Below are 15,862 nucleotides of genomic sequence, written 5' to 3'. Positions count from 1 at the left end.
AAAAAAGTGGCTAAATCGCTTTAGCCACCCACTTACAGTTAAAAACTAAAAGCTGATTACCAACGATAATGCGCAAAGGCACGGTTAGCTTCGGCCATTTTGTGAGTATCCTCACGCTTCTTAACTGCTGCACCGGTGTTGTTTGAAGCATCGATGATTTCTTTTGCAAGACGTTCAGTCATAGTATGTTCACCACGAAGTCTTGCATAGTTAACAATCCAACGTAAGCCTAAAGTAGTTCTTCGATCAGGACGAACTTCGATTGGAACTTGGTAGTTAGATCCACCAACACGACGGGCCTTAACTTCAAGAACTGGCATAACATTCTTCATTGCTTCTTCAAACACATCAACTGGATCGTTACCAGTCTGTTCTTTGATCATGTCAAATGCACCATATAAAATTTCTGATGCAGTCCCTCTTTTACCATCTAACATCAAATGGTTAATTAATTTAGAAACCAACTTTGAGTTGTAGATTGGATCAGGAAGGATTTCTCTCTTTTGCACTTTTCCTTTTCTAGGCATGTAAAAGTCCTCCTCAATAATAACTTAATTAATTGTCTATTCCTTAGGTTTCTTAGTACCGTATTTAGAACGACCTTGGCGACGATCACTTACACCCGCAGTATCTAATGCACCACGAACAACATGATATCTAACACCAGGCAAATCCTTAACACGTCCACCACGAATTAAAACAACACTATGTTCTTGCAAGTTATGTCCAATTCCGGGAATGTATGCAGTAACTTCAATCAAGTTAGAAAGTCTAACACGAGCATACTTACGTAAAGCAGAGTTAGGCTTTTTAGGAGTCATAGTACCAACACGGGTTGCAACTCCACGTTTCTGAGGTGCAGGGTTCTGTGTGTTTTTCTTTTTGTAACTGTTATATCCGAAGCCTAAAGCTGGGGATTTTGATTTAGAAGTTCTAGATTTACGACCTTTACGAACCAATTGGTTAATTGTAGGCATCTAAAAAGTCCTCCCTTTCCTAATATAATATATTTTTTAAGTCCACACATCCAGGCGGTTCTTTTTTGAAGTTAAAAAAATCGCTTAGTTGTTTATAAGCACAATAAGTAGAATACCACGTAGAAAAAGACGTGTCAATAAGACTTCAATTAATTTCCGTACTTTTTAGTGGAGGTTTTGTTAATGAAAATTTATTGGTTTATTGTAGGGAGCATCGTTGGATCTTTTATAAACGTTATGGTTGATCGAACCATTACGCACGAAAACTTTATCTTCGGTCATTCTAAATGTAGTAACTGTGGCAAGTTTCTAAAGTGGTACGAACTCATCCCGATCGTGAGTTACATGATTCAATTCGGAAGGTGTCGGACATGTTCAACTCGATTACCACTTTATTTACTGTATTTTGAAGTAACCGGAGCCACCGCTTTTACTATATTTCCACCTGTTTGTTTAGATAACCTCGAAAATTTATCGCTACTTTTACTCATGCAGGTTATGGCAACTTTTGATTTATTAACCTACCATTTCCCTACGGCATATTCACTGATTGCAGTAATGATAGCTCTTATAATTTCTAATCCTCTAACAAAGACAACTGGAATTTATATTATTGGATATTTAATATTGATAATAATAAATCATTACTTCCATTTCATTGGCAACGGGGATTTGGATCTCTTCTTAATCCTTTTAATTGCATACGGAATTACGGTTACCAATCTAGTCGTTTTAACCGGGTCAATCATAGCGATCATTTATGCCATCTTATTTAAAAAACGTGCGATTGCTTTTATTCCATTCATTTACATTGCCACTCTAATTATATTAATTTGGTTTGCTTAAAGTTAGAAATTAAATTATGATTAACGTAATAAGTGAAGCTCTAATATATAGTCGTAATGGGTCGACAGTCTCTACTTGGAACCATAATTCCAAACTATTAGGAAAAAAGACCCTAAACTTCTATATTAGGGTCTTTTTAAATGGGAGAGTAATCATGAAAGAATTAGAAGAAGCAATCAAAAATAAAGGCCAAGTCCTTCCTGGAAATATTTTAAAGGTCAACTCGTTTTTAAATCATCAAATTGATCCTAATTTGATGTACGAAGTTGGCAAAGAATTCTTCAAACGCTTCTCAAACGATAATATTACTAAAGTCATCACGGTTGAATCATCGGGAATTGCTCCAGCCGTTATGACTGGCTTAGTATTGGGTGTTCCCGTCGTTTTTGCGCGAAAGAAAAAGCCATCAACTTTAAACGATGCAGCCTATTCGGCTGACGTATATTCATACACCAAACAAAAAACTAACCGCATTTTTATTGAGAAAAAATTCCTTTCACCTGACGATAACGTCTTAATCATTGATGATTTCTTAGCAAATGGCGAAGCCACTAAAGGGATGATTAAGATCGTTGAAGCAGCTCAAGCCAATCTAGTTGGAGTCGGCATTGTAATTGAAAAATCATTTCAACCGGGCGCTAAGTGGATCAAGGATCATGGCATTCACTTAGAATCGCTTGCTCGTATTTCATCCCTTGATAATAATGAAGTAAGTTTTAAAAAAGATTGATTAATATGTATCAAAAAGGGAGTTCATCAATGATGAACTCCCTTTTTAGTTTAATAACTAGTTTTTACTTGAATCTTTTTGTTGCATTTCTTTTTCGACATCACTTAATGAAGTAACACCCTTGGTATCAGTCTTACCCTCTTCTTCTGGTTCAATGTTTTCATATTTCCCAACACCAGTACCAGCAGGTAATAACTTACCAATGATAACATTTTCCTTCAAACCAACTAATGGATCAACTTTACCACGAATTGCGGCATCAGTAAGAACACGAGTGGTTTCCTGGAATGATGCAGCAGACAAGAAACTGTTAGTCTCAAGTGCAGCCTTAGTAATTCCAAGTAATACCGGACGGGCCGTTGCAGGTGTTTTACCACTAATCACAGCATCCTTATTACGATCCTTGAAATCATCAATATCCATCAAAGTACCAGGGAGGATGTCAGTGTCACCTGGGTCCATAACACGAACCTTACGCAACATCTGTCTTACCATGATCTCGGCATGCTTATCGTTAACTTCAACACCCTGTCTTCTATAAACTTCTTGAACCGCAGTTAACAAGTAAGTTTCAGTTGACAAAACATCTCGAACTTTAAGCAATTCCTTAGGATCAATTGAACCTTCGTTCAAAGCATCACCACGACGAACCTGATCGCCTTCTGAAACCTTCATTCGGGCCTTAATTGGAACCTTATATTTACGAGTATCGGACTTCCCTTTAATGGTAACTTCCTTGATACCTTCAGCAGGATCTTCTTCAATTAATTCAACCGTACCAGTAACTTCACTGATGATTGCCTTACCTTTAGGATTACGTGCTTCCATAATTTCCTGAACACGAGGAAGTCCTTGGGTAATATCTGAACTACTTGCAACACCACCGGTATGGAAAGTACGAAGAGTTAACTGAGTACCTGGTTCACCAATTGATTGGGCCGCAATGGTACCAACAGCTTCACCAACCTCAACTTCGTCACCAGTAGCAAGGTTTCGACCATAACACTTCTCACAAACACCATGAGCAGTATTACATGTGAAGGCGGAACGAATTTCAACTGAATCAATTCCAGCGTCCACAATTTCTTGAGCAACGTCTTCATCGATCATTTCATTCTTTTTAACAATCACTTTACCAGTCTTAGGGTTCTTAACGGTCTTCATTGCGTTACGACCAAGGATTCGGTCATACAATGGTTCGATCATTTCGTCCCCTTCGGTAATGGCACGAACAACAAGACCACGGTCAGTTCCACAGTCTTCTTCTCTAACAATGACATCTTGGGCAACATCAACAAGTCGACGAGTCAAGTAACCAGAGTTAGCAGTCTTAAGTGCCGTATCGGTCATACCCTTACGAGCACCGTGGGTTGAAATGAACATTTCCAAGACTGAAAGTCCTTCTTTAAAGTTAGAGGTAATTGGAAGTTCCATGATTTCACCATTAGGTGAAGCCATCAAACCACGCATCCCAGCTAACTGAGTAAAGTTCGAAATGTTACCACGAGCACCAGAGTCACTCATCATAAAGATTGGGTTCTGGGGATCGAAGTTTTTCATTAATTTGTTTTGAATTTCGTCTTTGGCATCATTCCAAACACTAACAACTCGTTCATAACGTTCTTGGTTAGTAATTAAACCACGACGGAATTGTTTAGTGATGGTATCAACTTTCTTATGGGCGTTAGCAACAATTTCTGGCTTTTCCTTTAAATCAGTAATGTCAGAAATACCAACCGTCAAACCAGACTTAGTTGATTTATCATTACCTAAATCTTTGATTCGATCAAGAAGTTCTGAAGTTTCAGTAACTTGGTATTGACTGTAAACTTCAGCAATGATGTCACTTAAAAAGCCCTTCTTAAACGGTTTAACCAATTCAGCGTTCTTCAAGTGTTCATGAATGTCTTCACCAGGCTTCAAGAAATACTTGTCAGGAACGTATCCGTGCAAGTTAGTTGAAGTTGGTTCGTTCAAATAGGTAAATTTCTTTGGAAGAATCCCATTGAAAATAACCTTTCCAACCGTCGTTACTAAAATCTTATCTTTTTGATCGTCAGTAAACGGTTTGTCTGGGAAGGCGCTCGCTGGAATACCAATTCTGGTATGCCAATGAACCTTTCCATCACGGTAAGCTAATTCAACTTCATCAGGATCGTTGAATACCATTCCTTCACCTTCAGCCCCTGCTTCTTCAAGGGTTAAATAGTAGTTACCAATAACCATATCCTGTGAAGGAGTAACAACTGGTTTACCATCTTTAGGAGCCAAAATGTGTCCAGCAGCAGCCATCAATAATCTTGATTCAGCTTGAGCCTCATCAGATAGTGGAACGTGAATGGCCATTTGGTCACCATCAAAGTCAGCATTATACGCAGCACAAACTAATGGATGCAAACGCATTGATTTCCCACTAACCAAAACTGGTTCAAAAGCCTGAATTCCAAGTCGATGCAAAGTAGGAGCACGGTTCAAAAGAACTGGATGTTCCTTAATGACATCAGGGAGAACTTCAAAGACAGCGTCGTCTTGACGTTCGATCTGACGTTTAGCGTTTTTAATGTTAGAAGCTAGACCACGTTTAACTAGCGCATGCATAATGAAGGGTTTAAATAATTCCAATGCCATTGATACTGGAAGACCCATCTGACTTAGTTTTAAATTAGGACCAACGTCAATAACTGAACGACCAGAATAATCAACACGCTTACCTAACAAGTTCTGTCTGAATCGACCTTGTTTACCCTTTAATAGGTGAGAAAGTGATTTAAGGGGACGGTTACCAGGTCCTGCAACAGGACGACCACGACGACCATTATCAATCAAAGCGTCGACAGCTTCCTGGAGCATTCTCTTTTCGTTTTGAACAATAATGCCAGGAGCGTTCAGGTCTAACAATCGTTTTAATCGGTTATTTCGGTTAATAACCCGACGATATAAATCATTTAAATCAGAAGTAGCAAAACGACCACCTTCAAGTTGAACCATTGGTCGCAAGTCAGGCGGCATAACTGGAATTGCATCCATTACCATCCATGACAACTGATTGCCAGAAGTAGCAAAGGCCTCAAGAATATCTAGACGACGAACGGCACGAGTTCGCTTTTGTCCCGTTGCTTTCTTAAGCGTATCTTTTAACTCTTTGACTTCTTTATCGATGTCAACGTCGTTTAATAAAGTTCTGATAGCTTCCGCACCAATTTCAGCGTGGAAACGATTGCCGTATTCACGCTTTTTGTCACGGTATTCTTGTTCTGAAAGCAACTGCTTCTTCTCCATTGGTGTGTTACCTGGATCGGTAACAACGTATGAAGCAAAGTAGATGATTTCTTCAAGAGCCCGTGGACTCATGTCAAGAACTAGTCCCATTCGACTAGGGATTCCCTTGAAATACCAAATGTGGGTTACAGGAGCTGCTAATTCGATGTGTCCCATTCGTTCACGTCTAACTTTTGAACGAGTGACTTCAACACCACAGCGATCACAAACGATGCCCTTATATCTGACACCCTTATATTTTCCACAGGCACATTTCCAGTCCTTAGTTGGACCAAAAATTCTTTCATCAAACAATCCATCCTTTTCAGGCTTTAAAGTTCGATAGTTAATCGTTTCTGGTTTTTTAACTTCTCCATATGACCAACTACGAATGGTCTCAGGTGAAGCTAAACCAATTTGCATACTTTTGAATTTATTAACATCAACCATTGGCGTACCCTCCTTTATTATTTATTGTCGTCATTTGTATCATTTTTTGAGTCGGCATCAGATGAAGTTGGAGTTTGTTTCTCATTTTCATCTTTCTTTTCTTTATCCTTCTCATTTTTATCATCTTGTTTTTGAGCAAACTTACTCAATGCGTTCACGTTAACAACGTCTTCGTCATCGTCCATGTCACGCAAATCAATTTGTTTGTTTTCGGCATCGAGAACCTTCATGTCCAGTCCCAATGCTTGTAATTCTTTAACTAATACTCGGAATGACTCAGGAACACCTGGTTTAGGAATTGGATCACCTTTGACAATTGCTTCGTAGGTCTTAACCCGTCCGACAACATCATCTGACTTGTAAGTCAAGATTTCTTGGAGGGTGTGTGCGGCACCATAAGCTTCAAGAGCCCAAACTTCCATTTCACCAAAACGCTGTCCACCAAACTGAGCTTTACCACCAAGTGGTTGTTGCGTAACTAGTGAGTAAGGTCCAATGGCTCTTGCATGAATCTTGTCTTCAGCCATATGGTTAAGTTTCAAGTAACCCATAACTCCAACAGCAATTCGTTTGTCAAATGGTTCACCGGTTCTACCATCATACAGAACCGTCTTACCATCAGCTGGCATACCAGCTTCCTTTAAAGCGTCGGTAATATCTTCACTACGAGCACCATCAAAGACTGGGGTGGCAACGTGAATTCCAAGCTTCTTAGCAGCCATTCCAAGATGCAATTCAAGCACCTGTCCAATGTTCATCCGTGATGGAACACCCATGGGGCTCAATAAGATGTCGATTGGGGTACCATCTGGCATATATGGCATGTCTTCTTCAGGAATAATGACGGAAACAGTACCTTTATTACCATGTTTTCCAGCCATCTTATCTCCAACTTGAAGTTTACGTTTCTGGGCAATGTAAACTCGAACCATCTTGTTTACACCGGGCTTTAATTCATCGCCGTTTTCCCTAGTAAAGACTTTAACGTCTTGAACAATTCCACCGGCACCATGAGGTACTCGAAGTGACGTGTCACGAACTTCTCGAGCCTTTTCACCAAAGATAGCGTGAAGTAGTCGCTCTTCAGAAGATAATTCAGTAACACCCTTAGGGGTTACCTTACCAACCAAAATATCGTTGTCATGAACTTCGGCACCGACTCTAATAATTCCATCTTCGTCAAGATCCTTTAGTGCATCTTCACCAACGTTAGGAATTTCTCTAGTCATTTCTTCAGGTCCCAGTTTGGTATCTCTAGTTTCTGACTCATACTCTTCAATATGAATTGAAGTGTAAGCATCATCTTTAACTAGTCGTTCGGAAATGGCAATGGCATCTTCAAAGTTATAACCCTGCCATGTCATAAAGGCAACGGTTGGGTTTTGACCTAAGGCCAATTCACCATTTTCCATTGCTGGGCCATCAGCGATAATTTCATCAGCATCAACATGATCTCCAATTTTTACAATTGGAGTTTGGTTATAGTTTTTACCACCGTTAGAACGCATAAACTTCATCAATTTGTACGTATCTAAAGTGCCATTATCACGTCTTACCCGAATTTCTCTTGCATCAACATATTCAACGGTTCCAGGATACTTAGCAATCTTAGCAACTCCAGAATCATGAGCAGCTTGATATTCCATCCCAGTTCCAACAAGTGGTGCGTGTGGTCTGATCAAAGGAACAGCCTGACGCTGCATGTTAGCACCCATTAGGGCCCGGTTTGAGTCATCATTTTCTAGGAACGGAATACATGCCGTTGCCACCGCAACAACTTGCTTTGGTGAAACGTCCATGTAGTCAACGTTCTTTGAATTAGTTTCAACGTATTGGGACTTATCACGTGCCATAACTTGATCGTCTTGAAAGGTTGCGTCTTCATTTAATGGAGAGTTCGCCTGTGCAATCACGTATTTATCTTCATCATTAGCAGTTAGGTAATCAATCTTGTCGGTAACCTTATGAGTAGTCCAATCAACACGACGGTATGGGGTTTCGATAAATCCATACTTGTTAACCCGAGCATAACTTGAAAGTGAGTTAATCAATCCAATGTTAGGACCTTCGGGAGTTTCAATTGGACAAATTCGACCATAGTGAGTGTAGTTAACATCACGAACTTCATATCCAGCACGGTCTCTAGTAATACCGCCAGGTCCTAAAGCAGATAATCGACGTTTATGGGTCAATTCACCTAACGGGTTCGTTTGATCCATGAATTGTGAAAGCTGTGATGAACCAAAGAATTCTTTAACAGAGGCCACCACTGGTCTAATATTAATTAGTTGTTGCGGCGTTACCGTTGAAGCATCCTGAATGGACATTCTTTCTCTAACAACTCGTTCCATCCGTGAAAGACCAATTCGGAATTGGTTTTGAAGTAATTCACCAACTGATCGAACACGACGGTTCCCCAAGTGGTCAATATCATCAACAGATCCAATTCCCTCTTGAAGATCCAAGAAGTAATTGATTTCAGCCAAGATGTCCGCTGGGGTAATGTGTTTATAGTCCAGATCAATATTGTCATTACCAATTACAGGAACGACTTTGTCTGGATCTGTATTTGAATATACTTTAATTACTTGAACAGTAACTGGATCAGTTACGACAGCTTGATCGGAAGGATTAAAGGTGTAAGCCTTAAAATCTTTGTTAGCCAAGTACGGCTTCAACTTTTCCATCAATTCTTTGTCAATCACATCACCTTTGTTAGCGATGATTTCACCAGTATCTGGGTCAGCTAGGGTTTCGGCCAAAGCTAATCCCATTAAACGAGTCTTCATGCTCAATTTTTGGTTTGTTTTGTAACGACCAACCGGTGCCATGTCGTAACGTTTTGGATCAAAGAATCTTTGGGTTAACAAGTTTCTTGCTGACTCAGCTGTCTTTGGTTCACCAGGACGCAAGCGTTCGTAAATATCCTTTAATGATTCCTCAACACGAGAATCATCGGCATCCTTATGAACGTCTTTTTCAAGGGTAAGTGAGAGACTATCATTAGTATTTCCAAAAATCTCAGTAATTTCATCATCTGAGCCAAAACCAAGGGCACGAACTAATTCAGTCAAAGGAATCTTTCTAGTACGATCAATTCGAACGTATGAAATATTCTTCGCATCAGTTTCAAATTCCATCCAAGCACCACGGTTGGGGATCACAGTTGAACTGTAAATTTCACGACCATTTTTGTCGAGATCTTTATGGTAATAAACACCTGGTGATCGCACTAATTGAGAAACGATAACACGCTCTGCACCGTTAATGATGAAAGTTCCTTGGTCAGTCATAAGTGGAAAGTCACCAAAGAAAACATCTTGAGTCTTAATCTCACCGGTTTCATGGTTGGTTAACTTGAGAGTAACGTGTAATGGGGCTGAATAATTTGCCTCATGAGCACGTGCTTCATCAACCGTGTACTTAGGTTCCAATAGTTTATAATCAACGAAATCTAGTGAAAGCTTTCCTTGAAAATCCTCAATTGGCATAATATCTTTAAACATTTGACGCAAACCTTCGTCTAAGAACCAGTTATAAGAATTTGTTTGAATCTCAATCAAATTTGGAAGATCCAATACCTTCTTAATTCTGGAATAACTTCTACGGGTCCTGTGTTTTCCATACTTTACAATGTGTCCTGCCAAGTTATTCACCTCTCCCTAAAATTCCACGAAAAAGAAATGTTACGTTTTTGTTACAAAAAGCCATATTGCTGGTTTTTGAGCAAAAAAAATCCAAAAATAAGATCTAAATCTTACTTTTGGTTCTTATAAACGCCATCACGGACAATAGATCGCAACGACTCATTTCAATTCCCAGTTGCATACTCTACACATAATACAAAGAATCAAAGTAAAAGTCAATTAATATGCACAAAAACTCTCAGTAAAAATTTACTGAGAGTTTTAACGTTATTTACTTAGAATTTCTTCTTTGGGATTCTTAACTTCACGTCTATTGATCGTAATCTTGTTTTTATGCGCACCGATCGTAATCTGATCACCGGGTTTGAACTTGCCCGCTAGCAAGTCTTCACTCAATGGATCTTCAACTTTATCCTGCAAAGCTCTTCGAATTGGTCGAGCACCATAGGTTGGATTGTAGCCAACTTCAGCAACTAAATCAATGGCAGCTGGAGTCATTCTAACTTTGTAACCTAATCCATTGGCACGATCAATCAGTTCTTGAGACATTAACTTAACGATCCGGTGTAATTCTGACTTAGTCAAGGAATGGAAGATCACCGTATCATCAATTCGGTTCAAGAATTCTGGTTTAAAGAATTTCTTCAACTGTTCTTGAATCGTGGCCTTCATAGCATCGTAATTATCATCATTACCCGATTTTTCAGCGACAAATCCAACGGTGTTCTTGTATTGAAGCTCGGTGGCACCAATGTTGGAAGTCATAATGATAACCGTGTTTCGAAAGTCTACCTTTCGGCCCTTGGCATCGGTTAAGTACCCATCATCTAGAACCTGAAGTAGCAAGTTAAAGACGTCAGGATGAGCCTTTTCAACCTCATCAAGTAGAACAACTGAGTAGGGATGCTTTCGAACTTTTTCGGTAAGTTGACCACCCTCATCATAGCCAACGTAACCAGGGGCAGACCCAACCATTCGACTAGTCGAATATTTTTCCATGAATTCACTCATGTCAACTCTGATCATGTCATCTTCAGAACCAAACATTGCTTTTGCCAAATCCTTGGCAAGTTCAGTTTTACCAACTCCGGTTGGCCCAAGAAACATGAATGACCCAATGGGACGGTTTGGATCTTTAAGTCCACTTCGTGCCCGACGAATTGCTCTTGCAACTGCCGAAACAGCTTCATCTTGTCCCACAACTCGTTCGTGTAAAATCTTTTCCAAGTTTACCAAACGCTTCTTGTCAGACTGTTTCAAATGAGTAACGGGAATCCCGGTCCATTCAGAAACAATTTGAGCAATATCTTCAGCATTTTCTTTTAATTGATAATTATGGGTCTTGTTAGCGTCATTTTCTTTAATACGCTGTTTTTGGGTTAAATCAGCAATCTCTTTTTGTAACTTTTGTTCTTGCTTACGAATTGAAACCGCATCTTCAAAGCGCTGTTCCTCAATGGCTTTGTCCTTATCATTTTTAACGGAACTAAGTTTTGATTCAGCGCTTGCTAACTTGTCATCTTTTCCAGTTGAATCCAGTCTAACTTTAGCTGCACCTTCATCCATCAAGTCAATTGCTTTGTCAGGAAGGTAACGATCACTAATGTAACGACTAGATAAATCAACGGCTGCATTAATGGCATCATCGGTGATTTGAACGTGATGGTGTTCTTCGTATTTGGGACGTAATCCCTTAAGAATCTTACGTGATTCATCCTTACTTGGTTCTTCAACTTCAACCGTTGCAAAACGACGTTCTAATGCTTCATCAGATTCAATGTACTTCTGATATTCATCTAAGGTAGTAGCACCAATAACTTGAACCTGACCACGAGCAAGAGATGGCTTTAAAATATTTGAAGCATCAACTGATCCCTCAGTTCCACCAGCACCAATCAAGGTATGCAACTCATCAATAAAGAGAATGACATTGCCACTATCTTCGACTTCCTTTAAGACCTTCTTTAAACGATCTTCAAATTGGCCACGATACTTAGTGCCAGCAACCAGTGATCCCATGTCTAATTCCATTACCCGCTTATTTTGCATATCCGCAGGAACAGATTTATTCACAATTTTTTCCGCTAAACCTTCAGCAATGGCAGTCTTACCAACACCAGGTTCACCAATTAAAACTGGATTATTTTTAGTTCTTCGGCTTAAAACCTGGATGACACGACGAACTTCAGCGGTGCGTCCAACCACTGGATCGAGCTGATTATCTCGAGCAGCTTTAGTCAAATCACGTGCCAGTGAATCTAAAGTTGGAGTTTCACTTTGTTCTGACTCACCATTCGAATTATTTTCAGAAGCCATATTAGTATCTGCAACCCCCATCTTTCGGATCGTTACTTTTCGGACTTGTTCTGGGCTAACTCCCAAGTTAGTCAAAATTCTTGAAGAGAGCATCGCATCATCACTAGTTAAAGCTAGCAAAATGTGCTCAGTACCCACTTTAGTTGATCCATACTGCTTGGCAATCTTTCCAGCTAAAGCTAAAATTTCTTTCATCTTTGGAGAATACGGCAGATACGTGTTTCCATCGACCTTTAAATTACCGTATCCAGCCAACTGCTCAATTTCTTCTCTAACGTCCGCCTCGCTGACGGCAAGTTGTTGGAGAGTTTGATAAGCAATCCCATTCTTCTCAATGGTAAGTGCCAGTAACATGTGTTCGGTTCCGACAGCTTGATGCTGGAAACTCTTAGCTTGTTCTTGGGCAATTACCAAAACGTTTTTTGCACTAGGGGTAAATAAATTATGCATATGCAAATCTCCCTTCATTTCTCTTTAAATCATAATCCATAATCAAACTAACACTCATATTTAAGCCGGTAAAGTAAAGCCTCTAAAACACTCGCTCTAACCTGATATTCCATTGCTTGATCAGGCAGTCTAATTGCCTCTTTCTTTAAAATAGCAGCAATCATGTTCTCCTCTTTCTCGGTAATGACTCCATTAGCATATAAGGTGGTTAAAATTGATTCTTCATCCTTTTCGGAAATTTCATCACCAATTGAATCAATCAAACTGTCTAGGACATCCGAATTATCCATTAAGTTGATTTTTTCAATCCTGATGTAACCACCACCACCACGTTTGCTCTCAACTAAATAACCATTACGCAACGTAAAACGTGTTTTAATTACATAGTTAATTTGCGAGGGCACCACGTCAAAATGATTGGCAATGTCTGATCGACGAATTTCGACTCGTTCTTGATCATTATCACCTAGCATATCCTTCAAATAATCTTCAATAATGTCCGATATATTACGGCTTGCCATAAACTCATCTCATCTCTGACTAATGTTGACTATTATTATACAAAGAAGATTTGTAAATTCCAAGTAAATACTCTTGGAAACCAAGGTAATAAAAAAATCGGGAAAACAAGATTCGAACTTGCGACCTCCACGTCCCGAACGTGGCGCTCTACCAAGCTGAGCTATTTCCCGATGCTTAAATATTAAAAAGTATATAAAAATCGGGAAGACAGGATTCGAACCTGCGACCCCCTGGTCCCAAACCAGGTGCTCTACCAAGCTGAGCTACTTCCCGATGAATGCACCTAGTAGGAGTCGAACCTACAACCTTCTGATTCGTAGTCAGACACTCTATCCAATTGCGCTATAGGTGCATATAAGCATTAAACGTTCACATTCATCAGCGAACATATATTATTATACCAGAAGTATCCGATTTTGGAAAAGAAAAATAAAAAAATAACCAGAAACATCTGGTTATTTTCACCACCACAATAGCACGCCCACTACTACGATAATCGTAACGACTAGAATCGAAACATAAAACCACTCGTTTTTTAATTTGGAATCGTTTTTAACGTTAATCCGAATGTCATGACGTTTAGAAACGTGCTTTTTATTATTTAATTTGGGATCATCGATAATCTTTAAGAAGGTCTGTTGTGCGGACTTCCCTTTGGGATGCTTGAATTTAAAGTACTCCCCATCAGGCTTTAAAAAGCTCCCATCCACATCATCTTGAGCGTAAATGTCGATGATGTTTAAAAGCTGTTGTTTTAGTTTTGGATCGAGAATTGGCGCCGCTAGCTCGACACGGTTATCCATGTTTCTTGTCATTAAATCAGCAGAAGATATCCACAATTTAGAATCATCCTGAGTGAAGAATCCATAAATTCGACTATGTTCCAAAAACTCACCAACAATGCTTGAAACCACGATTTTTTCTTTTTTCCCGCAAATTCCAAGTTTAAGACAGCAAGCTCCTCTAACAACGAGCCTAAATGGTACACCCACTCTGGCCGCATCATAAATGGCTGAAATCACTTCTACATCAGTCAACGAGTTAATCTTTAAAAAGACTGCTCCTTTGCCGGTTCTTAAATAACTTTCTTTAACTTCCTGGATCCCATCAATCACTTGATCTTGAATTTGATGGGGAGAAGCTGATAAAACTTGATAACTGGGTTGAGCGGCATCTGGAGCTTGCAAGTAATCGAAAAATTTTGATAGGTCTTGAACATAATCGTCCTTACTGGTAAAGAAACTTAGATCAACAAATCCCTTCGCGGTTTGCATGTTGTAGTTTCCCGTTCCAACCTGGATATAGCCCTCGGGGTGATTGCCCTCTTTTGTTAACACCAAACAAGTTTTACTATGAACTTTCATGTCTTTTTTTCCAAAAATAACATGAACACCAGCATTCTTCAGTTTTTCAGTTACTTTCAAGTTGTTCTTTTCATCAAAACGAGCTCTTAATTCAACCACAACGGTGGTTTTAATTCCCTTTTGAGCGGCTTTTGCTAGTAAATCAACCACTTCAGAGTGTTTTGAAACCCGATACAGGGTTTGTTTAATCGCAACTGTTTTAGGATTTTCGACCGCTTCTTTTAAGAACTGCAAAAACTGACTAAACGAATCATATGGATATTGGATAAGGAGATCCTTTTGATCCAAGTACGAAAGGATTGAGGCGGAAGTCGGCCAAGTTCGAGGATTAAATTTTGCGTAACAATATTCTGGATAATCAGGTGAATACTTACTGACGATCTCAAATAGATAAGTTAAATCAACCGGACCAGGAATCTTAAAAATAGCATTCTTTTCAATCTTAAACTTGTCAATAAAATCATTTAAGAAATCATCGTCAGTATTACCATCAAATTCCTCAACTTCAAATCGGGTTACCTTTCCTTTTTCCCGGTCAACAAGATACTGACGCATCCGAGAAATTGTTTCAAAATTATTATCCTCTTTTTCAACATCTAAGGTGGCATCAAGGTCTCTCGTCACTCTAAAGACGACCGTTCCAGTAATTTCTTTTCCATTAAAGAGACGCTTGAGGTTATGATTAATCAAATCTTCAAGTAAGATATACGTATCAATCCCGTTCGATTTAACCGAAAGCAAGCGGTCAAACTTAGAAGGAATGGGAATAATCCGAATGGCTTTTTTATCATCACCTTTGACTAAGACTCCAATCGCAATTTGCTTGTTAGAAAGAAACTTTAAATCATAATTTTCATCAAACTCTTTAAAGGAAAGTGATGGTTGAATCTTCTTAATAAAGTATTGATTGACTTGATCCTTTTGTTTGTCATTAAGGTCTGCATAAGACTCAATCGAACAAACATTTCTCTCCTTTAATTCTTGATTTAATTTATCGTAATCATTGTATTGGATCTTAAAATTTTCATCATTACGATCATGAATCTGATCCAGGATCTGACTATAGTGAAGTCCAGACTTTCTTTCAATCCCATTATCACTGAGCTCCATTTGCCCTTGAACGCTTGGAACTCTTACACTATAAAATTCATCTAAATTATTTGACCCAATTGCTAAAAACTTCAGCTTTTCCAAAAACGGAGTGAACGATTCAGTGGCTAGATTAATCACTCTTCGATTAAATAAAGTCCAACTCAAATCCCGGTTATAGCACGAGTCAACATACTCTTCATTTCTCTTCAT

At 39.1% G+C, this 15,862-nt stretch carries 9 protein-coding genes, 3 tRNA genes and 1 riboswitch; of the genes, 2 read left to right on the top strand and 10 right to left on the bottom strand.

Going from position 1 to position 15,862, the window contains the following annotated elements:
- Positions 1–56: 56 nt before the first annotated feature.
- Together rpsG and rpsL are read right to left on the bottom strand one after the other, a co-directional pair.
- Complete coding sequence (rpsG, locus tag AC6UDA_RS02535) at positions 57–527, bottom strand: 30S ribosomal protein S7 (protein ID WP_500693541.1); 471 nt, start codon at positions 525–527, stop codon at positions 57–59.
- A 36-nt stretch (positions 528–563) separates the two neighbouring features.
- A complete protein-coding gene (gene rpsL / locus AC6UDA_RS02530; RefSeq protein ID WP_010022704.1) occupies positions 564–977 on the bottom strand; it encodes a 30S ribosomal protein S12 in 414 nt (137 codons plus the stop codon).
- Between the two features lie 183 nt (positions 978–1,160).
- Here rpsL and AC6UDA_RS02525 point away from each other — a divergent pair, with 183 nt between their 5' ends.
- Positions 1,161–1,823: a prepilin peptidase gene (locus AC6UDA_RS02525; RefSeq protein ID WP_500706315.1), complete on the top strand. Its 663-nt coding sequence runs from the start codon at positions 1,161–1,163 to the stop codon at positions 1,821–1,823.
- A gap of 21 nt (positions 1,824–1,844) precedes the next feature.
- Positions 1,845–1,940: riboswitch (purine riboswitch) on the top strand.
- Between the two features lie 37 nt (positions 1,941–1,977).
- On the top strand, positions 1,978–2,553 hold the full coding sequence (locus AC6UDA_RS02520) for a xanthine phosphoribosyltransferase (RefSeq protein WP_500710826.1): 576 nt from the start codon (positions 1,978–1,980) through the stop codon (positions 2,551–2,553).
- A gap of 57 nt (positions 2,554–2,610) precedes the next feature.
- Here the strand turns inward: AC6UDA_RS02520 and rpoC are convergent, their stop codons facing one another.
- The 8 genes from rpoC to ppk1 all read right to left on the bottom strand — a co-directional run bounded on the left by rpoC (position 2,611) and on the right by ppk1 (position 15,862).
- Positions 2,611–6,261, bottom strand: a complete 3,651-nt coding sequence (gene rpoC, locus AC6UDA_RS02515; RefSeq protein ID WP_500693538.1) for a DNA-directed RNA polymerase subunit beta' — start codon at positions 6,259–6,261, stop codon at positions 2,611–2,613.
- 17 nt (positions 6,262–6,278) lie between these two features.
- Positions 6,279–9,917 (bottom strand): DNA-directed RNA polymerase subunit beta, encoded by a 3,639-nt coding sequence (gene rpoB, locus AC6UDA_RS02510; protein ID WP_500695232.1) that lies wholly within the window; start codon positions 9,915–9,917, stop codon positions 6,279–6,281.
- A 258-nt stretch (positions 9,918–10,175) separates the two neighbouring features.
- Complete coding sequence (locus AC6UDA_RS02505) at positions 10,176–12,674, bottom strand: ATP-dependent Clp protease ATP-binding subunit (RefSeq protein ID WP_500710824.1); 2,499 nt, start codon at positions 12,672–12,674, stop codon at positions 10,176–10,178.
- Between the two features lie 47 nt (positions 12,675–12,721).
- The gene (locus AC6UDA_RS02500) at positions 12,722–13,195 is read right to left on the bottom strand and encodes a CtsR family transcriptional regulator (protein WP_500693535.1); all 474 of its coding nucleotides are present in this window, start codon (positions 13,193–13,195) and stop codon (positions 12,722–12,724) included.
- A 97-nt stretch (positions 13,196–13,292) separates the two neighbouring features.
- Positions 13,293–13,366 (bottom strand) — tRNA-Pro (locus tag AC6UDA_RS02495).
- Between the two features lie 29 nt (positions 13,367–13,395).
- Positions 13,396–13,469 (bottom strand) — tRNA-Pro (locus AC6UDA_RS02490).
- A 5-nt stretch (positions 13,470–13,474) separates the two neighbouring features.
- Positions 13,475–13,548: transfer RNA gene (locus AC6UDA_RS02485), tRNA-Arg, on the bottom strand.
- Positions 13,549–13,657: 109 nt separating this feature from the next.
- The gene (ppk1, locus tag AC6UDA_RS02480; RefSeq protein WP_500710821.1) at positions 13,658–15,862 is read right to left on the bottom strand and encodes a polyphosphate kinase 1; all 2,205 of its coding nucleotides are present in this window, start codon (positions 15,860–15,862) and stop codon (positions 13,658–13,660) included.

The organism is Fructilactobacillus sp. X8R4C1 (assembly GCF_059900905.1).
Note: the sequence above shows the minus strand (reverse complement) of the source record. Positions and strands in the feature narration are given on the sequence as shown.